Below are 21,449 nucleotides of genomic sequence, written 5' to 3'. Positions count from 1 at the left end.
GACGGGAGCCGCCTCTCGTTCAGATGGTGGCGGCTCACGTCCCGGCACGCGCACTCCTGGTCAAGCGTTGGGCGATCAGTTCAGGCGGCATTGTTCATGGTCCTTCGAGAGCACGGCAAGGGCCCGGTGTCGAGATCTCGCTCGGCACCGGGCCCAGCGCATTTGTTCGGCACCGTCCTCGGGTCGAGGGATCAGATGATCAGCAACCGTGCGTGCCCGTGTTCGCCGCCGTCCCAAGGCAGGTTCAATCGGAGACGGCGGCGCCCGCGGCGGTGGCGGACGGGACTTCGACCAGGAGGCCGCTCTTGACGTCGTAGATGTAGCCGTAGATGGGGATGCGGGACGGGACCAGCGGGTGGTTGCGGATGCGCCGGACGTCCTCGGTCACGCTCGTCTCCTGGTCGGAGATGGTGAGCCAGTCGATGTAGTCGCCCTCGGCCGAGCCGGGGCCGGTGCCGACGTCGTGGAAGCCGTCCGGGCCGAGCGCCGCGGTCTCCAGGCTGTTGGCGAGCAGGCCGCGGATGACCTCGTCGGTGAAGAACTCCATGCCGCAGTCGCTGTGGTGGATGACGAACCATTCTTTGGTGCCGAGCAGCTTGTAGGAGATGACCAGGGAGCGGATGGCGTCGTCGCTGGCCCGGCCGCCGGCATTGCGGATGACGTGCGCGTCGCCCTCGGACAGGCCCGCGTACTTGGCCGGGTCGAGGCGGGCGTCCATGCAGGTGAGGACGGCGAAGCCGCGGGCGGGCGGCAGCGCCAGCTCGCTCTTGTCGCCGAACTCGGCGGCGTAGTCGGCGTTGGCGGCGATGACCTCGGGCAGGACGGACATTGAGCTACTCCCTTTCCGGCGCGGCGTTCGGGGTCGCCATGAGCCAGGTGTCTCGGCATCGTGTGGTGGAGTCGGTGACGGTCCGCAGAACTTGCGATGCGTCCGGTGGCATGGGGAAGGCGCCGGCCAAGGCCTCAACAGCCGAGGCGACGCGGGGAGGCCAGGTTTCCTCCCAGCCGAGGATGTGGCCTCCTTCACCGCGCGAACCTTGTTTTCCTACTGAATAAGTAGACAATTGGCCTTGGGGGAATGTCAAGGACTCCTAAGCATCCCGCCTCGGCGTGCAATCGGAATGGCTGGTGCGGTCGGGCCGCTAGCTCACCTCGCCCGGCTGGGCCGCCGGCGGCGTGCTTCGCGATGCAGGGCACCGGTTTCGCCGCCGTCATGGTCACCGCCACCGAAACCGTCGTCGGTGACGCCCGCCCGGGCATGCCGGAATCGTCGGCGGACTCGAACAGACCGTCATGAACGTGGGTCCGACTCTCGGCATCGCCATAGCCGCCGGCTTGACGCAGACGGGAGCGTCCCTGTCCACCAGCCCGTCGTTGCACACGGCCTCGGCGTCCTCTCCCGCAGCAGATCAGGCGCTGCTCGCTCTGGCAGCGCTCGCGGCATTCGGACTTCTCGCCGCCCTACGGCCGCCCACACGACCGACTGTTCCCGTCCCCGCGTGACCACCAAAATCAAATCGCCGCCGCTCTGTCTCGGCGTCGCCCTGGAGATTGGTCACCAGAAGTTCCTCCAGTCCGTGCCTGATCGAATAACTGGTGTCCGGGGCGAGGGACTCGAGGACCTGAAATGAGGGCCGTCACAATCTCGGGTCATGGGTCGGGTGGTCGAGGTTTGTGAACGGCGCCGATCCGGCCGCCCGAAGCAAGTAGGGCGGCAAAATACACCAGCTGTCGAGCGCCGCCGGCGGTCGCCGTCTCAGCCGCCGATGTGCCAGGGTCAACCGCCAGGTACCGATGGATGGGCGAGCGCACCCTTGGCCTTGCCGGCGCTCGTTCGTCCGTCACGAATGACACGGCCACCTGTTCGCCGCGGTCACCTGTTACAAGAAGCTCGCTGCCCACCCGGCCCGGCACCTGATCAGAAGTTTGTATCTGGTGCGCGACGATTTATGCACTCATCGTGATCATCCCTGGGCGCGGCACGATTGAGTTGACGACATTTGGCGGTCTGTATGTCCAGTAATGGCCGACCGGGGACATCGCACGAGGAAGTGGTCGGGCGGGCGACACCTTGACGGGGACCTGTCATAGGTTCATGATCATGGTCAACCTTCCTGGAACTACCGTAGTCAGGATCTCGAAAACCCGTCGTCAGGAGATCTTATGTCTGGGCCTCGTACCCTCGGCGCCCCATCGTTGTTAAAGGTCGGTATCGTCGTCGTCCTCGCGGCTCTGCTCATGTTCGCCTGGCGGGCCGCCGCTTCGGCCGGCTCGACGCAGGAGCGGCGGGCGTCCGCTCCGCCGCCGGGGCAGCATGGAATCATCGAGACCGGCCTGCACCCCGACGGTCAGAAAATCGGCTCCGAGCGGGGCATCGAACTGGTCGGGGGCAACGGTCTCATCGAATACTCCGAGTGCGGACCGGGCGAACTGCTCCAGGTCCGCTCCTCCACCAAAGGTCTGCTCTGTTTCACCGTCCGGGCCTGGCCGGGCACTGACGGGTTTCTCCAGGTGAAAATCCCCGAAACCTACTACATCAAGGGTGACAGCGTTCGGCACCAGACGAAAGCGACCCTGATCACTGAGGGGGGAGACAAAAAGACCTACGACATCCGTCCGGACGAATGGACCCCCGTCGGCGAGGGCGCCGATCCCGACAACGGCCCGGAGACGCTGATCGAACTGCGCACGAAGGCGGCGTCATGACCGGCGGCGTGGCACGCCTCTCGCGCCGCTGGGTGGCCGTCCTGACCGGGCTGGTGCTCGCCGCGACGCTCGTCGCGCCCGCGCCCCCGGCACGGGCGATCGGCGGCGGGCAGGAGCTCACCGATCCCGACTTCACCGTACGCCTGGAGTTCGGCGCGCAGCGGGCCTGCAGCGGGGCCCTGGTGCGGCCGAACTGGGTGCTGACCGCCAAGTCCTGCCTTCCCTCCGCGACAGGGGCCCGTGCCGATCGCGGAGGCCGACGAGCCGAGGTGCCGGTGCCTGCGGCGACCTTTGCCACCGTGGGCCGTCACACCCTGGCCTCCGCTGCCAGCGGCCTCAGAAGACCGGTCCTGACGCTGGTCACGCACCCCGAGCGTGACCTCGTCCTCGCCGAGATCGACGGCTGGGCCGCCCGGCGTACCGTTCGGATCGCCGGTACGCCACCGTCCGCGGGCGAGACGCTCACCGGCTCCGGGTACGGGCGGACCAACACGGACTGGGTGCCGGACAGGGCACACGTCGCGAACTTCACAGTACAGAGCGTGAACGGTGCGACGGTCGGCCTCACCGCTGGCGGCGGAAAGGCCGCCATATGCGAGGGCGACGCGGGAGGGCCCGAATACCGTGTCCGTGACCGCCAGCCCGAGCTGGTCGCCGTGCACACCTCATCCGGGCTGCTCGGCTGTCACGGCGCACCCGAGGGCGCCACCGCCGAGGCGACCGGCACCCGCGTCGACGACCTCGCCGGATGGGTGGAGTCGTCCACCACGCGCACCTACCTGGACGCCAAGCACGACCGCTGGTGGGACATTAGCGCCGGCAAGGTCGTCTACCCCTGCTACAGCCCCAACGGCGGCGCACGTCTGCGCATGGGCGAAGGGCTCCTGAAGGTGCTCGACACCTCGATGACCCGGTACCGGCTCGCCGCCGCAGACACACCCCAGTACCTGCACTTTCACGCCGACGGCAACCTGGTCATATGGAAGGGTGGTAAACAGCTGTGGTGGTCGGGCACCAACGGCCATCCCAATGCCCGTCTCGAATGCCGTGACGACGGCGACGTCCGCATCACCGAAGGTGGAAGGCTGCTCTGGCGCAGCGGCACCGGCAACAGCCTGGAGGCGTCCACGGGTTACAGCCGTTCCTACAGCGACCGTTTCGAACCGCTGTGCATCAGCGAGAACAATCGCGAGTTCTTGTGGTGGTTCGAAGGCGGCCTCGTCGCCCGATCCGGCTGGCGGACCGAAGGCCACGGTCGCCACCACAGAGACTGGACGCTGCGGTTCGGCACAGACGGGCAGCTCGTGGTGGCCCGGGGTGACGGCACCGTACGGTGGGCCTCACCGACGAAGGGGCATCCGAATGCCCGACTGACCTGCAAGAACGACGAAAGCATCAGCATCGAGGAGCAGGGCGTCACGCTGTGGAGCAGCGCCGGCCATCCGACCGGGCTGCTCATGTCCTCCGCCGGAGACGGCTACATGTGCGCCCGCGACTTCGACAAGATCGGAACGCTGACTGGACGGTGCTACGGCGAGGCCGGGTTCAGGCTTCCCGGCACGGGCGGCCAGGGCCAGGTGCAGGCGCTGGGCATCGACGACAGGAACGTCTGCCTCCAGGTGGTGCCGAGCAGCCCGGTCAAGGACGGCGACAAGGTCACCGGCGGCGGCTGCGCGGCCAGACCCGAGACCACCTGGACGCACCGGGCCGACGGGTCGCTGTACAACCCGCTCACCAACCGATGCCTGGACGTTCCTGGTAACCAGGCCGTAGAGGGTGTTCAACTCCAGGTGTGGACGTGCAACGGCACCGGAGCTCAGAAATGGTCCCTGTGGAACGCATGGTGGGAGGGTCGCAAAGCCGACGTCGCCGCGAAGAGCGCCGGATTGCACGACCGCACCGCACGCACCGACCCGCCGAAAACCAATAAGCGGCGGTACACCGCGTACAACCCTTCGACACGAACGCGGCTCAACGTGGAGTGCACCTACTACATGCACATACCTGGCCAGTGGCACTGGTCGGAGTTCATGCTGACCGGCAGTGACACGGCGGCCCAAAGCGAGGTGACCTGCGACAGCGGATGGATCGACCAGATCAAGGTCGCCGCACGGCTGCAGTCGCAGAACCAGTGGGTCGGTGCGCAGAAGAGCGCCGAGTGCAACCGGCGCTGGTGTACGACTCTGAAAGTCCAGCAGCCGCATTCGTGCCGAGGCGCACCCCACGAATGCGCGGGCCGACAGTTCATGACCGGGATGATCAGCATAAGGATCGCCAAGGACAGCGATTGGATCTGGACACCGTTCGAGACCTGCGCCCTACGCCAGGAAAGAAAGCTGCTCGAATGCCCCGGAAACGAAACCTGGGTGTTCCCACCTGCCCTCTAGCGGCTCACCGTTGAACCCCCGGATGCGGACGCGCCCGGGGGTTCAAAGTTCTTGGCCAGATCGGCGGCGCGGAGAGCTGCGCCGCCCGAAATCGCACGAAACCCGATCCGGCACGAGACGGGCCCGCGCAGTCGCCGCGCTCAGGTCAGCCTGTCCGGCGTCCGGGTGCTGGGCGACTCTGCCGGCGGACACCCAAGCACCCGGTTCGAGGACGGAAGCGCCGAAGTAGCTCGTCAGGAACCCCACCAATGAGATCGCGAGCGCCAGGCCGGCCGGCGCGATGAGGAGCTTGCGGACGATGGCAGCCCCCGCGGCATCAGGTTTCCGGCCAGAACTGGATCAGATACCTCTCCTTGCCGGTGAGTCGCTGGTAAGCGGCAGCGAACTCGGGATCGGTGCGGTCGAAGTCGCTACGCTCACCGGCCTGCCGGTACTCGAGGGCGGTGGCTTGACGATCCCATGACGATATGCGCACCACGTAGCGGCCTGGAGGGATTCGAAAGACGTCGTGCTCGATCCCGCCGGCAAGCAAGGAGTGGCTGATCGAACCGGTTGGTAGAGCCACCGTGGAGATTTCGGTCATCTCATGGCCGTCCGGGTCGGGAGGTGGGCCACCGCAGTATTCAAGGCGGACTTCCTTCTCCGGCAATTCGGTGATGACCGAGATCATCAAGCCATGCTCTCCCCAGCCGATCCATGAGCCCTCATCGGGCAGCAGCTCCGACGAGCCAACGGTTTGCTCGTCCTCGAACCCGAACATGTAGTGGTCGGCAACGGTGAGCAAACTGGCGATCTTCAGTAGCTGGCTCATATCTTTCCCTTGTCAACAGGAGAGCACGAGGGCGAGCCCTGGAAGCTTGGTTGGCAGGCTCGTCGACTGATCCAATGCTTACCCTGAAGCCGTCCCGCATCGAAACCTGTCACCCGCGACGACATGAGAATTCATGGCATGAGCGCATGTCCTCCCAAGCGACCTCGGTAGCGGGGACAGGCGGCTGATGCAGGGTCGCACCGCCACCACAGGACAAAGCCCGGACGTCTCATGCCGCTTCCGAAGCATCTCGTCCGGCTATGCACTACAGTCCGTAGTACTATGGGTTGTAGTTGATGGCGGCAGGTGACCGGCGCGCGACCCCTGGCACGAGGAGCCTGGATGACGAACTACTCCCGTCTGTACCGTCTGGGGTACACCCCTTGGGAGCGCTATGGGAAAGCGGCCGCCACGAGCATCGCGGCCGTGTTGGACCGCGAGGAGGGCGACCGGTCGCGTCCCCTCGGTCGTGCGCTCGACCTCGGTTGCGGACGGGGGCAGTTCACCCCGGACCTCGCGCGGCGCGGTTGGGAGGCGGTGGGCATCGACTACGTGCCGGCCGCGATCGAGGCCGCCAAGAGCCGCGACACCGCGGGGATCACCTATCTCGTGGGTGACGTGACGGATCTGCGGTCGGCCGATCTTGGAACGTTCGATTTCTTCCTCGACATCGGCTGCTTCCAGGGTTTCGACTCCGGTCGGCGCAGTGCTGTGGGACGGGGAGTCTCCGCGCTCGCCAGGCGCGACGCCACCTTGCTGATCCTCGCCTTCGGCCCCAGCCGGATGCGCTCCCGCATAGGCGGGGTGTCCCAGGCGGAGGTCGAGGAGGCGTTCCCGCAGTGGGAACTGCTCACCGTCGACCCCGCGGAGACCGCGGGTCTGGGCTGGCCGATGAACAAGACCGAACCGCAGTGGTACAGGCTCCGCCACCGGGCCTGAAAGTGTTGCCGGACTTTTTGGCCGCTGGCAGAGTTCCCGAGATCGGCTCGTCCGTTTGCCGCGCTCATAGTTGTCGGGACTGCTCGGCGTTTCGAACGACGGCAGCGGGTTCCGGTTCAGGGCGTCTCGGCATGGGCGCCGTGCAGGGCGGCGGCCTCTCGGCGTGAGCGGACGCCGAGCTTGCCGAGGATGGCCGAGACGTGGTGGTCGACGGTGCGGACCGACACGACGAGTCGGTCCGCGATTTCGGCGTTGGTGAGGTTCTGTGCCAGCAGTCGCAGGACGTCGGCCTGCCGCTCGGTGAGGCCTGCCGGATGGGTGCGGGTGGTCACGGCCGGTCCGCGCGGCAACCGGGACACGCCGAGCGCGCGCAGCCGGGCCCGGACCTTGCCGGCGGCAGCGGTCGCGCCGAGGCCGCGCAGGATGTCCAGCGCCTCCAGGACCGGGCCGGGCTGATCGGCCTCGGCCAACTCCAGGGCGGTTTCGTACGGGTCTCCGATCCGTCGCCACGCCGCCGCCGCGCTCTGCCAGTCGCCTCGCAGGCCGCTCGCGTACGGTTCGGGACAGCCGGGGAAGCCGGTCTCGCCCGGGTCGATGCGCGCCAGGTACCGGACGAGCTCTGCCCGGAGCGGTGCGGCCCCCTGCCGTTCGGTTCGAGGTAGGAGGACGTCGCGGACCTGATCGGCGACCTCCGGCGCTCCGGCCAGCCACGCCCATTCGACATAGGCGATTCCCGCGTACGCGAGCCCGAGCAGCGACCGATGCCGCCGTGCCCTTGCCCACGCCTCGCCGAGCAGCGGCCCCGCCTGCTCATCTCCGCAGCGCGCCAGCAGCCTCGCGTACGGCGGCACGCTGTACAGGTAAAGCATTCCGGGATCGCCCGCGTCCTCGATAAGTCTGCGCAGTCCCTCCCGCGCGGTGTTCCAGTCCCCTCGTCGCATATGCAGCAGGCAGCGATGCGCTTCCAGGTTGTACGCGTGGGACCAGAAGCCGTGGTCGTCCACGAATGCCAGCCCTTCCTTCAGGGAGGCGTCCAGTTCGTCATAGCGTCCGAACCGATAGAGCAGTTCGCCGAGGTTCGTGTAGGCGCGAGCGGTGTGTTCGTGGTGACCGCCGCCCTTGGCCAGGGCGAGGCTTCCGCGCAGCAAGCGCAGGCCACCGTCCGGCCCGTACACCTCGGTCGCGGCCATTCCCAGGTAGTTGGCGGACAACGCGACGACATCGGTTCTGCCCGCGTTCGTGGCCTCCTTCATGGTCTGCCGCAACAGGTGGATGGCTTCCTCCGCCCGCTCGGTGAGAGCCAGGAACGCTCCGTGGTTGGCATGCGCCTGCGCCAGCGCGGACGGTGAATCCGCGTCCTCAAGCACTCGGACGGCTCGCACCACGGCCGCTTCGGCCTCCTCCGTGCGACCCGTCATGAAGATGTGCCGGGACAGCCTTACCAGCGCCTCCCCTAACAGCACCGGATCGCCCGGCCCCTCATACAAGGTGACCGCCTCGCTCGCGGCGAGGACGGCCTCGGGATAGCGATGGGTGTTGTAGAGCTCCCAGGCATAGTCGTCGACAAGCGCGGCCCTTTCCCGAAGGGAGAGTTCGCCCGCGTGTCGCAGCGCCGCCTCGTAGTGCGCGATCGCCTGCCGACGCGATCCGGCGCGGGCCGCCCGGCGCCCCGCCTCGGGAGCGAAAGCCAGGATGACGGCCACGTCGTCGGCCTCGACCGCATGGTGCACCAACCGGTCCAGGTCGGGGTTCTCCTGCTCGCGGAGCACCGCGACCACGGCTCGGTTGAGCTCGCGCCGCCGGAGTGCGGGAACGCTCTGCGCGATGGCCCGCCGCGCCAGTTCGTGCCGGAACGCGAGCCCTTCGTCCCGGACGAGCAGAATGCCTTGCTCCTCCGCCTCCGCCAGGACGTCGAGTCGTCCGCCGAGCAGGCCCTCCGCCAACGCGAACCCCACGTAGGTGGGCACCACGGAGAGTCGCTCCAACGCCGAGCGGCAGGCATCCCCCAGGCGCCGGAGTCTTGCGAGCACCGCATCGCTCACCGTCTCCGGAATCACTTCGGGAGGCACCGCCAACGCCTCGGTCACGTAGAACGGGTTGCCACCGGTCAGCTCGTGAACGGCCGCGCTGTCGCGTCCCGTCCCCTCAGCGAGCGCCTCCACGGCCGCGGGCGTGAGCGGCCGCAACGGCACGCGCCGTACCGCGACCCCGGCCAGTTCCCCGAGGAACTCCTGGAGGGGGTGGCCGGCACCGACCGCCTCGTTTCGGAACGTCAGGACGATCACGACCCTGAGGTCCACCAGCCGCCGCGCCAGGTATCGCAGCACGTCCAGTGTCCCGTCATCGGCCCAGTGGACGTCCTCGACGATGAGCACGGCCGGATCCGGCCCGCCGAACTCGGCCGCCGCGGCGGCGAAGACCTCCTCCCTCGGTCTCGCCCCGCCCAGCGCCCGTTCCAGCGGGCCACCCGTACCGCACGCGGCCTCCCGCAACGGCCCCAGTCCGCATGGCGCCATCAGGTCGTCGCACGCTCCCACCAGCACGCGCAACCCGTCGCGGTGCGCCTCCTGAAAGGCGCGGACGAGGCTCGTCTTGCCGATCCCGGCTTCCCCGGTCACCAGCACGATCGTCCCGCCCGCGGCGCTGTCGGCTCGCAGGCCCCGCACTGCCGCCGCGAGAACTCCCAGTTCGAAATCACGCTCGATGATGGCCCCCGCCATGTGCGCAATCGTGACACCCGGTCGCGTCCGCTCGCCATCCGTGAGAACCACGAACTCTGATGTAGGCACCCCGTACGCCGGCATATGGGCAACGCTCACCGATGCCCCGCCTCGCCCCCGGTCCGTAGACATGTGTCCGGCACATCGACACGACAGGAAGGTCCTCAATCGTGATGTCCAGAGTCAGGAAAGCGGCCCTGTCGGCGGCGGCGCTCAGCACGGTCGTCGCCGGCGCCACGGTGGTGGCGAGCCCATCCGCCGAGGCACGCACCTGCATCACGCGCAACAACCTCAAGCTCTTCCAGGGCGCGGTACTGGGCGACCGCTCCATCTACTGCAACCCGCCCGACGTGCTGTCCCCGCTGCCCACCACGATCCAGAAGAAGAGCGGCACGACCTGGGTGTCCGTCACGCCGACCGGCGATGGAGGTGCCAGCTACGTCTGCAAGGGCACCGCCACCAGCACCTACCGGCTCAAGGAAGCGCCCAGCAAACAGACCACCGTCCCCTGCTCCTGAAAGGACACCGACACATGTCACGCATCATCCGTACGGGACTCGCCACGGCCGTGCTCGGCACCGCCATCACCGGCATCGCCCTGTCCAGCGGACCGGCGCAGGCACGAGCCTGCTTCCTGTCGATCGAGCTGGAGCACTTCAACGGCTCCGTCGTCGGAGCGCGGTCGCGATACTGCGAGCCCCCTGGCGTGGACAACCCGTTGCCCACGACGATCCAGCGCAAGTCCGGCACTTCCTGGGTGAACGTGACCGCGACCGGCACCGGCGGCGCCGCCTACAAGTGCGTCGGGACGTCGAGCCGCACCTACCGGCTCAAGGAGACCCCGACGGCCGTCAAGACCTTCCCCTGCTCCTGAGAACCAGTGACCGGGTGCCCGAAGACATCGCCAGGGTCTTGGCGGCGCTTCGGGACACCCGGTCTCTGCGAGCCCGGACGTGGAGCCATCTCTCATCTTTGAGATCATTTGGCCGATCCCGGAAGCGACATATCATCGCGCTATCGTGATTGATTCTGATTTTGGAATGACATTCTTGAACGGGCCGGCGCCGACGGCAGGGGCCACCGGCTGACACGGGAGCGGGCGGCGTCATCTTGCCGGATGATCCACGGGGTCGCGCGGGTCGTCGGTCACTGGAGCGGGATCTCGCGGCCGTATTCGTTCTCGGCGCGGGGGCCGAACCAGCGACGCTCGTCCTCGGTGATGGCGACGTCGTTGATCGAGGCCTCGCGGCGCCGCATGAGGCCGTTCTCTTCGAACTCCCAGAGTTCGTTGCCGTAACTGCGGAACCACCGCCCTTCGGAGTCGTGCCACTCGTACTGGAAGCGGACGGCCATGCGGTTGTTGCGGAAACCCCACAGGCTCTTGCGCAGCACGTAGTCCAGTTCGCGCTCCCACTTGGCGGTGAGGAACTCGATGATCTGCTCGCGGCCGGTGACGAACGTGTCACGGTTACGCCACACCGAGTCGGGTGTGTACGCGAGGCTCACGCGGTCCGGGTCGCGCGTGTTCCACGCGTCCTCGGCGGCCTGCACCTTCTGTAGTGCCGTTTCTTCATCGAAGGGCGGGAACGGCGGGCGGCTCTCGGTCATCACTGGTCCTTTCGTTGTACGGAGCGGTCGCGCGGGTCAACGGGGGCGGCTCAGGCGTCGTGGGCTCGGAGGGGAAGGCGTGGGCCGGTGGTCTTGGCGTGGAGGTGGAATCGGACAAGCCGACCGGTGTGGACGTCGTCGCCGCCCGTCGCGGTCGTCTCCATGACGGCCCGTCCGGCCAGGTGCAGGGTTCGGCCGGTGGCGAAGTCGACGAAGAGGAGCGACGCGGTGGGGTCGGCGATCGGTCCGGCGTGGCATGCGCCTTCCTCCTTGAGCTTGTGCTGCTGGGTGCCGAGCGGACATGTCCGAGCGGTCCGGTGTCGGACGCGACCAGGCTGGCCGTCGTGTGTGGACTCGTCGCCGTTCCATCTCGGCGCCGGGTGTGTCTGTGCGGGCTGGACGGGTCAGGCTGCGTGTTCGCGCAGGCTCACGACCGGCCGGTCGTCGCCCCCTACATGGCTGCCTTCCCTTAGCTTTCTAATGGTTGCAAGCATCTTCACCCGTTAAGCATCATGCAGACCGACGTCCGGGTTGTCAAACGGGTAGACGCATCTCTTTCCGTTAGAACCAGTAGGATGTCGGTATGCCGACCGGCACTGCTACACGCGCGCCGCTCCTGGGCGAGCCCTTGGCGGTGGAGTTCATGAACACCGTCTGGGCCGAGCGTTCAGGGGTCCACGACGCCCTCACCACCGCTGACGAGGTCGCCGCATGGCTACGCGCGGCCCCACGGATTCCCGATTGCGCGGACCGCGAGCCGCACCGCTGGCTGGCGGTTGCGTCGACGCGCGACCTGGAGGAGACCGGGAAGCGGCTACGCGAGCTGCGCGACGCCGTACGCCGCCTCGCCGCGACCCAAACCGAGGACCCGCGAGAGCACGCCGCCTCAGCGGTCGCGGACCTCGTTCAAGCCATCAGCGTCATCAACCACGCCACGGCGCAAGCCCCTCACTGGAGCCGACTCGACTGGCGCGACGGTGTCGAGCCCAGGCGCCTCGTCCAGACCGGGTCGAAGACGCCAGCGGCGATCACAGCCGGTATCGCAGAGCAAGCGATCCATTTGTTCACCAGCGAGCAGCGTCACGAGCTACGCGCATGCCTGGCACCCGGCTGCGTCCTCTACTTCATCAAGCAACACCCGCGCCGGGAGTGGTGCTCCGCAGCGTGCGGCAACCGCGCCAGAGCCGCACGCCACTACCAACGCCACAAGGCAGGCGACCGCACACGTTGACGCGCCCCTGCGAGAGGTTCGTCTGCGGCAGACATTCGCCACGTCCGACTTAGGTGTTCGACCAACACCCACTGACTCCGCAGCGCTCAGAGGGCGACCGGCAGTGTTTCGATCCAGCAGTCGGTGAAGCGCGGCGCAAGCTGCTCGCGGGCGTCTTCGGCGTCTTGCGGGGTGAGGAAGACACCCGCCCCGGTGAACTCCGGGCCGTCCCGCATGTCCATTCGGGTCATGACGACATGGACGGTGCGGAATCGGTCTCGTCGTGCCGTTGTCGGCGACGAGATGGCGTTAATCAGGTCCTCTGCGGTGGCTTCGTTGAACCCCGGATTGACTCCGCCCAAGGGCTGGGTGGGCCAGTGTGGAGCCCAGGGACCGGCGTTGTTGAAGAAGCTGCGGCGGGTCGGACCGAGGATTCCTTCGCGCCAACCGACGGCCGCGCTGACCACATAGCCGGTCGTGTCACGGCTGTCGAGCAGGAAGACGCGGGCACTCGCCGACTTCAGGTCTTCGGCGAGCGAGGCTTTGATCTGCGCTTCCTCAGCGGTGGTGGCGCGGTGGATGACAAGCCCGTGGAAATCTGTTTCGACCTTGAGGGCGTCGACCGGCTTGAACAGGATGTCGATCGTCGTCCCGTCGCCTTGGCCGGGCCTTCTGTCGTCCCGGATGCTGCGCAGCAGCAATTGGCTGTGGCTTGCGGAGTACGCCTCCAGAGCGAAGCGGCGGTTGCTGCGGAAGATCTCCGTCCCTGGTGCCATCTGGTGTTCTCGGTTCAACCATGTCCCCTCGGTCATGGGCTAAAGGATCTCGACGAAGGCGAGTACCGGTCAATCAAGATCGGCTGGGCCTTACCGGGCGTAAGGAGCTGCGGGATCTTCGATGAGTACTCCGCCTCCGGCCTGCCAATCAGGCGGGTCGGCGAAAACCGTCCCTGACCTCGGGGTCGTTAGGTGTAATCAGACCCAGCCGGGCCCCGCGGGGGTCGCTCAGAATGGCGAACCGTCCGGGCGGGACGTCCGTCGGCGCTACCTGAACCGTGGCGCCGAGCGCGACGGCTCGGGCCGCGGCGTCGTCGCAGTCGGCCACCTCGAAATATGGCATCCAGTACGGCGCCGGCCGTTGCTGGTCCTGTGCCGCCGGCTTCTTCGGCCACAGTCCTCTGCGTCGCGGGCCTAGGGGTAGCAGGCCCGCCATCGGCTGCTCGCCGACCCTGAACTCGGTGTAACCGCCGCCGCGGTCCACGGGCCGCCAGCCGAACACCGCATGGTAGAAACGGCGAGCCGCGGCCACGTCGCGAGCGGCCAGTTCGATCCAGCACGGCGCGGAAGGCTCGTCCACCACACCGGCCCCGGCCAGATGGTAGGGGTTCCACACGGCGAAATCGGCGCCTTGGGAGTCGGCGCACAACGCGAAGCGGCCGAGGTCGGCGACGTCGTCGGGTTCGGCCAGTTCCAGTCCGCCCGCCGCCAGCACCGCGGCGATCGTGTCCTCGAGGTCGTCGCTGCGGAACCAGCAGGTCCACGACGCCGGTTGGGTGTCATCAGCCAGCGCCCGTGCGCTGGCGACCTCCGGGCCTTGGATGCCTCCCAGGGTGAAGACCTCCAGTTCGCCCTGGGAGGTGAGGGTGAGGACGTAGAAGTCCCAACCGAACAGGCGCCCGTAGAATTGCTGGGACTCCGTCAGGTTCGGCGTTGCCAGCTCGATCCAGCACGGCCACCTCTCAGGGTGCCCGCTCACCTGCGGCATCGCACCAGCCTCTCCCCCATCGCACACCTCAACCGTACGCGGCGCACGACACGCCAAAAATTCCTCCGCACCAAACATCGGTTGATCATTCTGCTGATTGATCTACTTCGCCCGGGAAGTCGCCGCCTGGAATATCTCATTTTCCCAGCGGCCCATTCTGGGTGCCAAGGCGCGGACGTCAGCCCTTCTCTGGTTCGGACACGCTGAGTGGGAGGAGGACGACGGTCTCCGGGAGGAGCATCGCGTCGACCGGGACGTCGCTGTCGTCGCTTCTGGTGAGGGTCAGCCCCAGCCGCAGCCGTTCTCCGGGCGCCAGTTGGAGGTAGATCGGGTAGATCTCGACCACGAGCCGCACCGGTTCGTCCTCCGGCACCGGTTCAGCCGCCTCGTGCGGGTGCCAGGGCAGGACGATCTCGCCGTCGGGCGCATGCTCGCTGCGATCCTCGTCGAGCGCGCGGTGCGATGCGCGGAGCCGCCCTTCGGTCAGTTGCCGGACGCCGCCGTCGGCCTTCACGATCGACAGTCGCGCGTTGAGGTCGAAGTCGGAGCAGCCCTTGGCGGCCAGCGCCGCGTGCAACGCCACCGGTCCGAGCAGGCGCACCGGCTCCTGGTAGGGCTCTGAGTCGAACGTGGTCGCCTCTCCCCATAGCCGGAAACCGGAGTTCGTCGAGACGTCCACCACCGGGTGAATCCGGGTGGGTGGCGGCGGTGGGACGCCGGCGGCGGTCGGCAGGATCGGCACGGTCGTCGGCTCGTCGACCGGCGCCCAGCGCCGCCACCCGATGTCGGAGGTGGCGGGCCATCCGCCATGAGTGTGGAACTCCTCCGCGCCGACGCACCACAAGACGGCGTTGGCCTCGGGCGTGCAGGGGTTGTCGCCGATGTCGCGCAGCCAGTAGCCGAGCCACCGCGACAACTCCTCCCGACGCTCTTCGGTGAGGAAAGGTTCGTGGCTCCACGGGCCGATCTGCAGGCGTTTCGGGCCGGAGAGCGATCGGAACGCGCGGATCGTGCCGGCCAGGAAGTAGTCGAACCAGCCGGTTCCGAAGAAGGCGGGGGTTCGGATCGACGCCAGATCGGGTGAACTGGCCCGGAAGAGCTCACCGTCGAGCCCGGTGCCGACGATGTCCCGATAGAACGCCTGGAGGATGGCCGCCTGAGCCTCCGGTCGCTGGCTGTTCAGGAACGTGCCGGCTCCCCACGCCGTGTGCGACGGGATGCCACCTCGCTTCCACATGTCGCGGTAGGTGTCGGCGGGCGCCACCCACGGCGCGATGCAGCGAAGGCCTCGGGGGGCGCGTTGTGCGATCAGCAGCTGGTTCAAGCCCGAGTAGGAGCCCCCGACCAGCGCGGTCCGGCCGGTGCAGAAATCGGCGGCGGCGATCCATTCCAGCAGTTCCACGCCGTCGTCGATCTCACGCGGCGACAGGACACCGCCGTAGGCACCGGTGGAGCCGCCGAAGCCGCGGACATCCGCCACGAGCACTTCGTAGCCTTCGGCGATGGGACGGGCGAGCAACTCCATGTGCAACGCCGTTTCCTTGCGATACGGGGTGATCACCACGACGGCCGGAGCCGGTGCACCGGTCGATGACGGATAGCGGAGCATCGAAAGGCGCGCTCCGTCGCTCATCTCGACCGTGAGCAGCAGCGGCCGGGGAATCTGACGGGACTGCGCGGTCTCCATCAACGCGAACCCTCACCTTCGATCGAAATCTCTCCACCAGGGGCCTCGCCCGATTTCTCGGCGAGGAACGCCCCCGTCTGCGCCATCTGGTCGTCCGCCCCGGGGACGATCGCGGGGCGGCTGTCCGCACCGCACCACGCAGGCGCGGGGTGGAACTGCTCGCTCTGCCCGACCGGGACCAACCGGTCCCCAGTTACCGGACTGGTGGCCTGGGCCGCGCTTAGCGCTGCGGGGGTCGCCGCACCAAGGAGGAGGGCGGACGGTGCCGCACCCGTGACCCACCGGGCACGCGGCGGTTCTTTTGTGAGTGCCCCGGTCATGCGCGGGACCTGGTCGGAAGGTCGTGCGGGTCCTGGCCCGTCTGCCGGCTCCAGGTGCTGTCGATGTGCATGGTCGCTCTGCTTTCCGGGGTGTAGGGCTCCCAGGTCGGAATGTCGGCATGCCCGGGTTCGCCGTTCCGCGCGAAGGACGTCCACGCCAATGCCATGCGTGTGGAGACTTCGCCACGGTCGCCGCGGTCGCCCGCGAACGGTGACAGTCCGGCGTTGTGGAAGACGAACGGCAGGTCGAGGCTGTGCGTCGCTCCGAGCAGCCCGCCGAGAATCGGCGTCCGGTAACCGAATTCGTAGCAGTAGACGGTGTGGCTCGCGGACAACTGCGTGGCGAGGTCGATCGCGGCAGGGGCGAAGGTCGTGTCGGTGACGATCCGGGCCAGGCGCAGCCGCGCCGGTTCGGGGCCGACGCGATCCTGGTAGGCGGTGGCGAGGGCGTCGGCGCTGATGTCGAACCGGCCTTCCGTCCAAGCGCGCAGTCGGGAATCGGAGAACGTCGCGTACTCCGGCGCGTTGCAGAGGATGAGCGAGGCGTCGTGGCTGGTGTGGCCGATGAGGACGGGGACCTCGGCGCCGTCCGGAGCGGGGGACGGGTCGAGGTGGGGCGCGAACGACGCCTGTGCCGCGTCCAGAAGGTCCTGGTCGAGGGTGAAGCCGCCCATCACGTCTCCGGTGAGGGTGCGTTGGAGTTCGAGGAGCGACCCGGTGTCCCAGGTGGTCAGCTCCCGGGCCCGGGACGGCTCCAGCCCGGCGAGGCGGACAGCCTTCGCGGCGAGGTCGTGGGCGGCGTCGGCCGATGTCGCCAGCGGGCCCGGCGAACTCTGGATGATCGCCTTGTGGAACAGGCCGGACGCGGACGGCATCGACATCAGGTTGCGTACCTTGTCGCCGCCGCCGGACTGGCCGAACACGGTGACGTTGCCGGGGTCGCCGCCGAAGCCGTCGATGTTGTCGCGCACCCATTCGAGGGCGAGCACGAGGTCGAGCAGCCCGACGACCCCGGCCCGCTCGAACTCCGCGCCGAGGAGCGCGTCCAGGGCCAGGTAGCCGAAGATTCCGAGCCGGTGGTTGACGGTGACGACGACGACGTCGCCGAGCCGGGCGAGGCGGTCGCCCAGGAACATCGACTCCGATCCGGCCCCGTGCTGGTAGCCGCCGCCGTGGAGCCAGACCATGACCGGCCGCCGTCCTGACGGCTTCGCGTCCGGGGTCCAGACGTTGAGGACCAGGCAGTCCTCGCCCATCGGGACGCCTTCGAGCGCCGAGCCGGTCCGCGGGTAGAGGTAGTCGATCGCCTCGATCCACGAGCCGGTCGCCGCCAACCGGATGTCGTTCTGCGGCGCGGCGCGGCCGAAGACCGTCGCGTCGCGGACGCCGAGCCAGGGCTTCGCCGGTTCCGGTGGCCTGAACCGCGCCGCGCCGCCGGTGGGCGCGCCGTACGGAACGCCGAGAAACGACGTGACGCCACGGTGCCGGACGCCGGCGACCTTCCCGGACGTGGTCTCGGCTAGGACTCGCTGCTGCATGAAGGGACTTTCTCGTTCGGGATGGTCTGCGCGGCCCTGGGAATCGCGGCGATGAGCCGCTTGGTGTAGTCCGCGCGGGGATGGTCGTACACCGACCGGGTGGCGCCGGACTCGACGACGCAGCCGTGGTACAGGACGACCACGTCGTCCGCGAGGTACCGGACGACGCCGAGGTCGTGCGAGATGAACAGGTAGGCGACGCCGAGATCGGCCTTGAGCTCGTTGAACAGGTTGAGGATCTGCGCCTGGAGGGAGAGGTCGAGGGCGCTCACCGGCTCGTCGCAGACGATCAGCCGCGGCCGCATGACGAGGGCGCGGGCGATCGCGATGCGCTGCCGCTGCCCGCCGGAGAACTCGGCCGGGTAGCGGTCCGCCGCCGTGGCCGGGAGACCGACGCGTTCCAGCGCTTCGAGCACCCGGGCCCGGACGTCGCGCGTGCCGATGGCCCGCTGGACGCGTAGCGGTTCGCTGAGCGTCCGGCCGATCGGTTTGACCGGGTTCAGTGAGCCGTACGGGTCCTGGAACACGACCTGGATCTGGCGGCTCAGTTCCCGGCGTTCGCGCCGTCCGGCCCGGGTGATGTCGCGGCCGTCGAAGGTGATCGAGCCGCCGTCCACCGGGACCAGGCCGAGGATCGCCTTGCCGAGCGTCGACTTCCCGGAGCCGGACTCTCCGACGAGGCCGACGGTGCGTCCGTGCCCGGCGGTGAGCGAGACGCCGTCCAGCGCGGTGACCGGCCCGCCGCGCCGCCGCGGGTAGCGGACGGTGAGGTCGTCGATCGAAAGCAGCGGGTCGGTCATGGTTTTGCCTCGATCATGTGCGTGGGCCGCGTGCGTAGGCAACGGCTGCGGTGGTCGTCCGTCCCCGCCACGGCGATCGGGTGCGCGATGCAGTCGTCGGTCACGTAGGGGCAGCGCGCGGCGAAGTGGCAGCCGGACGGCCATTCGCCCGGCGCGGGGACGCCGCCCGGCATGACGTGGAGCGGCATGCCCGGGGTGCCGAGCTGCGGGTTCGCGGCCAGCAACCCCTCGCTGTAGGGGTGCTGAGGCGCCGCGACGATCGTCGCGGTCGGCCCTGATTCGACGACCTGTCCCGCGTACATGACGAGGGTCCGCTCGCAGAGTTCGCCCACCGCGCCCCAGTCATGGCTGATCAGCAGGATCGCCATACCCGTCTCCCGCTGGAGCGTGCGCAGCAGCCGGAGGATCTCCGCCTGGACGGTGACGTCGAGCGCGGTGGTGGGCTCGTCGGCGATGAGCAGCCGGGGGCCGCCCGCGAGCGCGAGCGCGATGGCGACGCGTTGCGCCATCCCGCCGGACAGCTGGTGCGGGTACATCTTCGCGACGCGTTCCGGGTCGGAAATCCGGACCTGGCCGAGCAGTTCGACGGCCCGCCGCCGGGCCGGGGCCCGTCCGGCGCCGGTATGGACGCGGACGGCCTCGGCGATGTGGCCGCCCACGGTGAAGAGGGGGTCCAGGGCCGCCATCGGCTCCTGCGAGACGAACGCGATCGTCGAGCCGCGCAGCCCGGCGCGTTCGCGGCCGCCCATGGTGGTGGCGTCGACGCCGTCGATCCGGATCGAACCGCCGGTGATGTGCGCGCCGTCCGGCAGGAGTCCGAGGACGGCGCGTCCGGTCATCGTCTTGCCGCAGCCCGATTCGCCGACGATGCCCAGCGTCTCGCCGGCCCGCAGGTCGAACGACACGTCCTCGATCACCTGCGCCGGTCGCCCGCCGGGTCCGGGGACGGTGACGGTCAGGCCATCGACGCGCAGCAGGATCGGCGGGTTTTCCGCCGGGACGGCGTCGTCCGGCCGCCGGTCGCGAGCACGTCCCGCCGCGGCGTCGCGGGTCGGCCGGGAACGTGCGGGGGTGGCCGGGCGGGCCCAGCCCTCCGCCGTCGCGTCACGGACGCCATCGCCGAGCAGCACCAGTGCGATCACCGTGCCCGCGACGACCGCGCCGGTCGGGATCAGCATCCAGTTCTGCTGGTTCATCGCCGCGGAGGCGTCGGCGACCATGCCGCCCCAGCTGGCCTCCGGCAGGTGCACGCCCAGTCCGAGAAAGTTCAGCCCGGTCTCGGTGAGCAGGGCGGTCGCGGCGACGAGCGACAGGTTGACGAGGATCGGGCCGGTGATGCGCGGCAGCACGTGCCGCAGCGCGATGGCGAACCGGCCGAACCCGTACACGCGGGCGGCGGCGACGTACGGCTCCCCCGCCACGGTCAGCGCGGCGGCGCGCACGACGCGGACGAGGCCGGGCGCGGTGAGCACGCCGAGCGCCGCCATCGCCGCGAGGAGCTCCTGGTCGAAGGTGGCCAGCACCATTAGCAGCACCACGATCGCCGGGATGGACATGAGCAGGTCGACCAGCGGGGACACGATCCGGTCCGCGCCGCCCGACAGCGCCGCCGACAGCCCGATCGGGATCGCGATCACGGCCGCGACCAGAACGGTCACGAGCACGCCGGTCAGTGCCGGACGCGCCCCGAACATCAGGCGGGAGGCGATGTCGCGTCCCAGCGAGTCCGTCCCGAGCCAGTGGTCGGCCGTGGGGGTCGCGAGGACGCGGGTGAGGTCGGCCTCCTGCGGCCCGTACGGGGCGAAGACCGGCGCGAAGATCGCGAGCACGACGACGGCGGCCAGGTAGAGCAGCGCGCCAACCGCGAGCGGATGGCGGAGCAGCCGCCGCGCCAGACCGGGACGCCCGGACGGCGCGACGACGGGTTCGGCGCCTGGCGGGGCACCGGCGGGGTCCGCGCCGGTCAGTGCGCGGGCGGCGGGCTCCGCGCCGGACGGGGCGGTCATGACGCCCGCACCCGTGGGTCGATCAGCGCGTACGCGATATCGGTCAGGAAATTGGCCGCGACGACCAGTAGCGTGAAATACACGGCGACACCTTGAATCACTGGAATGTCCTTGGAGCCGGTCGCGCTGACCGCGAGGCCGCCCAGCCCGGGGAGCCCGAAGACCTGCTCGATCACGACCGAGCCGCCGAGCGCGCCGACGAGCAAGATGCTCGACATCGTGCAGATCGGGATGGCCGCGCCGCGCAGCGCGTGCTTGAACACGACGCGCCGCTCGGGGACACCGTTGGCCCGCAGATTGTCGATATAGGGACGGCGCAGGACGTCGAGCATCGCCTCTCTCGTCTGCTTGGCGATCGCCGTGACTCCGCCCAGGGCGAGCGCGCTGACCGGGAGCAGCAACGATCGCGCCCATCCGTCCGGCGAGTCCGCGAACTTGACGTATCCGGTGGCCGGGAGGAGCCCGAGCCGGACGCTCAGCAGCGAGATCAGCAGCAGGCCGAGCCAGAAACTGGGAATCGCGAGACCGCCGACGCTGAGCAGGTCGACCAGGCGTCCGGCCAGGGAGCCGGCCCTGCTGCTCGCGACGCCGAGGACGACCCCGAGGACGGTGGCGAAGACGGTCGCGCCGAGCACGAGGGAGAGCGTGACGGGCAGCCTCGTGCCCAGCGCGGTCGTGACCGCCTCCCTGTTCGTCAGTGAGGTGCCGAGCGAGCCGTGGAAGACGCCGTTGAGCCAGTGCCAGTACTGCGTCCATATCGGCTCGTCGAGGTCGAGTTGCCGCCGCAGCCGAAGGACGTCCTCCTGTGTCGCCTGAAGCCCTGCCAGTTGGCTCGCGGCGTCTCCGGGAATCAGCGACTGGAGAACGAAGACCACGACCGACACCACGAACAACAACGGCACGGACAGCAGGAGCCTGCGCATCAGAATGCGTTTCATCGAGCATCCCTCCCT

General features: G+C 68.7%; 18 protein-coding genes. 7 read left to right on the top strand and 11 right to left on the bottom strand.

Annotation, left to right across the window (positions count from 1 at the left end; genetic code table 11):
- Positions 1–244: 244 nt before the first annotated feature.
- Positions 245–829: a carbonic anhydrase gene (locus D0T12_RS04515; RefSeq protein ID WP_117397934.1), complete on the bottom strand. Its 585-nt coding sequence runs from the start codon at positions 827–829 to the stop codon at positions 245–247.
- A gap of 1,409 nt (positions 830–2,238) precedes the next feature.
- On the opposite strand from D0T12_RS04515, the gene D0T12_RS04505 reads away from it, so the two are divergent.
- Complete coding sequence (locus D0T12_RS04505) at positions 2,239–2,706, top strand: hypothetical protein (RefSeq protein ID WP_147339374.1); 468 nt, start codon at positions 2,239–2,241, stop codon at positions 2,704–2,706.
- Positions 2,703–5,093 carry a trypsin-like serine protease gene (locus tag D0T12_RS04500; RefSeq protein WP_158581411.1) on the top strand — a complete coding sequence of 797 codons (2,391 nt, stop codon included), beginning with the start codon at positions 2,703–2,705 and terminating at the stop codon, positions 5,091–5,093. Before D0T12_RS04505 ends, D0T12_RS04500 begins: the two co-directional genes overlap by 4 nt.
- 316 nt (positions 5,094–5,409) lie before the next feature.
- Here the strand turns inward: D0T12_RS04500 and D0T12_RS04495 are convergent, their stop codons facing one another.
- Positions 5,410–5,904 carry a hypothetical protein gene (locus D0T12_RS04495; RefSeq protein WP_117397931.1) on the bottom strand — a complete coding sequence of 165 codons (495 nt, stop codon included), beginning with the start codon at positions 5,902–5,904 and terminating at the stop codon, positions 5,410–5,412.
- 342 nt (positions 5,905–6,246) lie between these two features.
- Between D0T12_RS04495 and D0T12_RS04490 the strand changes: the two genes are divergently transcribed.
- On the top strand, positions 6,247–6,843 hold the full coding sequence (locus D0T12_RS04490) for a class I SAM-dependent methyltransferase (protein WP_199487274.1): 597 nt from the start codon (positions 6,247–6,249) through the stop codon (positions 6,841–6,843).
- A 116-nt stretch (positions 6,844–6,959) separates the two neighbouring features.
- Here D0T12_RS04490 and D0T12_RS04485 read toward each other — a convergent pair whose 3' ends face one another.
- Positions 6,960–9,563, bottom strand: coding sequence for an ATP-binding protein (locus D0T12_RS04485; RefSeq protein WP_158581410.1), 2,604 nt, complete (start codon positions 9,561–9,563; stop codon positions 6,960–6,962).
- A gap of 173 nt (positions 9,564–9,736) precedes the next feature.
- Here D0T12_RS04485 and D0T12_RS04480 point away from each other — a divergent pair, with 173 nt between their 5' ends.
- Entirely contained in the window at positions 9,737–10,081 is a 345-nt protein-coding gene (locus tag D0T12_RS04480; protein WP_147339373.1) for a hypothetical protein, read from the top strand.
- Between the two features lie 14 nt (positions 10,082–10,095).
- Positions 10,096–10,437, top strand: coding sequence for a hypothetical protein (locus D0T12_RS04475; RefSeq protein WP_117397928.1), 342 nt, complete (start codon positions 10,096–10,098; stop codon positions 10,435–10,437).
- A gap of 272 nt (positions 10,438–10,709) precedes the next feature.
- On the opposite strand, the gene D0T12_RS04470 is transcribed toward D0T12_RS04475, so the two are convergent.
- Positions 10,710–11,171 (bottom strand): nuclear transport factor 2 family protein, encoded by a 462-nt coding sequence (locus D0T12_RS04470; RefSeq protein WP_117397927.1) that lies wholly within the window; start codon positions 11,169–11,171, stop codon positions 10,710–10,712.
- A gap of 98 nt (positions 11,172–11,269) precedes the next feature.
- Here D0T12_RS04470 and D0T12_RS34720 point away from each other — a divergent pair, with 98 nt between their 5' ends.
- Positions 11,270–11,644, top strand: a complete 375-nt coding sequence (locus D0T12_RS34720) for a hypothetical protein (RefSeq protein WP_147339372.1) — start codon at positions 11,270–11,272, stop codon at positions 11,642–11,644.
- Between the two features lie 110 nt (positions 11,645–11,754).
- A complete protein-coding gene (locus D0T12_RS04465; RefSeq protein WP_117397926.1) occupies positions 11,755–12,402 on the top strand; it encodes a CGNR zinc finger domain-containing protein in 648 nt (215 codons plus the stop codon).
- A gap of 86 nt (positions 12,403–12,488) precedes the next feature.
- Here D0T12_RS04465 and D0T12_RS04460 read toward each other — a convergent pair whose 3' ends face one another.
- From D0T12_RS04460 to D0T12_RS04425, 7 genes are all read right to left on the bottom strand, one after another.
- On the bottom strand, positions 12,489–13,193 hold the full coding sequence (locus D0T12_RS04460; RefSeq protein WP_147339371.1) for a hypothetical protein: 705 nt from the start codon (positions 13,191–13,193) through the stop codon (positions 12,489–12,491).
- Between the two features lie 112 nt (positions 13,194–13,305).
- Positions 13,306–14,145 carry a VOC family protein gene (locus tag D0T12_RS04455; protein WP_158581409.1) on the bottom strand — a complete coding sequence of 280 codons (840 nt, stop codon included), beginning with the start codon at positions 14,143–14,145 and terminating at the stop codon, positions 13,306–13,308.
- A 178-nt stretch (positions 14,146–14,323) separates the two neighbouring features.
- Entirely contained in the window at positions 14,324–15,832 is a 1,509-nt protein-coding gene (locus D0T12_RS04450; RefSeq protein ID WP_117397923.1) for a CocE/NonD family hydrolase, read from the bottom strand.
- A gap of 316 nt (positions 15,833–16,148) precedes the next feature.
- Positions 16,149–17,690, bottom strand: coding sequence for a carboxylesterase/lipase family protein (locus tag D0T12_RS04440; RefSeq protein WP_117397921.1), 1,542 nt, complete (start codon positions 17,688–17,690; stop codon positions 16,149–16,151).
- Positions 17,672–18,490 (bottom strand): ABC transporter ATP-binding protein, encoded by an 819-nt coding sequence (locus D0T12_RS04435; RefSeq protein WP_117397920.1) that lies wholly within the window; start codon positions 18,488–18,490, stop codon positions 17,672–17,674. The genes D0T12_RS04440 and D0T12_RS04435 overlap by 19 nt, the downstream gene beginning before the upstream one ends.
- On the bottom strand, positions 18,487–20,496 hold the full coding sequence (locus D0T12_RS04430; protein WP_117397919.1) for a dipeptide/oligopeptide/nickel ABC transporter permease/ATP-binding protein: 2,010 nt from the start codon (positions 20,494–20,496) through the stop codon (positions 18,487–18,489). Before D0T12_RS04430 ends, D0T12_RS04435 begins: the two co-directional genes overlap by 4 nt.
- A complete protein-coding gene (locus tag D0T12_RS04425; protein ID WP_117397918.1) occupies positions 20,493–21,434 on the bottom strand; it encodes an ABC transporter permease in 942 nt (313 codons plus the stop codon). The genes D0T12_RS04430 and D0T12_RS04425 overlap by 4 nt, the downstream gene beginning before the upstream one ends.
- Between the last annotated feature and the right edge of the window lie 15 nt (positions 21,435–21,449).

It is taken from the genome of Actinomadura spongiicola, assembly GCF_003432485.1.
Classification (GTDB): domain Bacteria; phylum Actinomycetota; class Actinomycetes; order Streptosporangiales; family Streptosporangiaceae; genus Spirillospora; species Spirillospora spongiicola.
The sequence above is the reverse complement of the archived record's forward strand: the minus strand, read 5'-3'. Positions and strand labels throughout refer to the sequence as shown.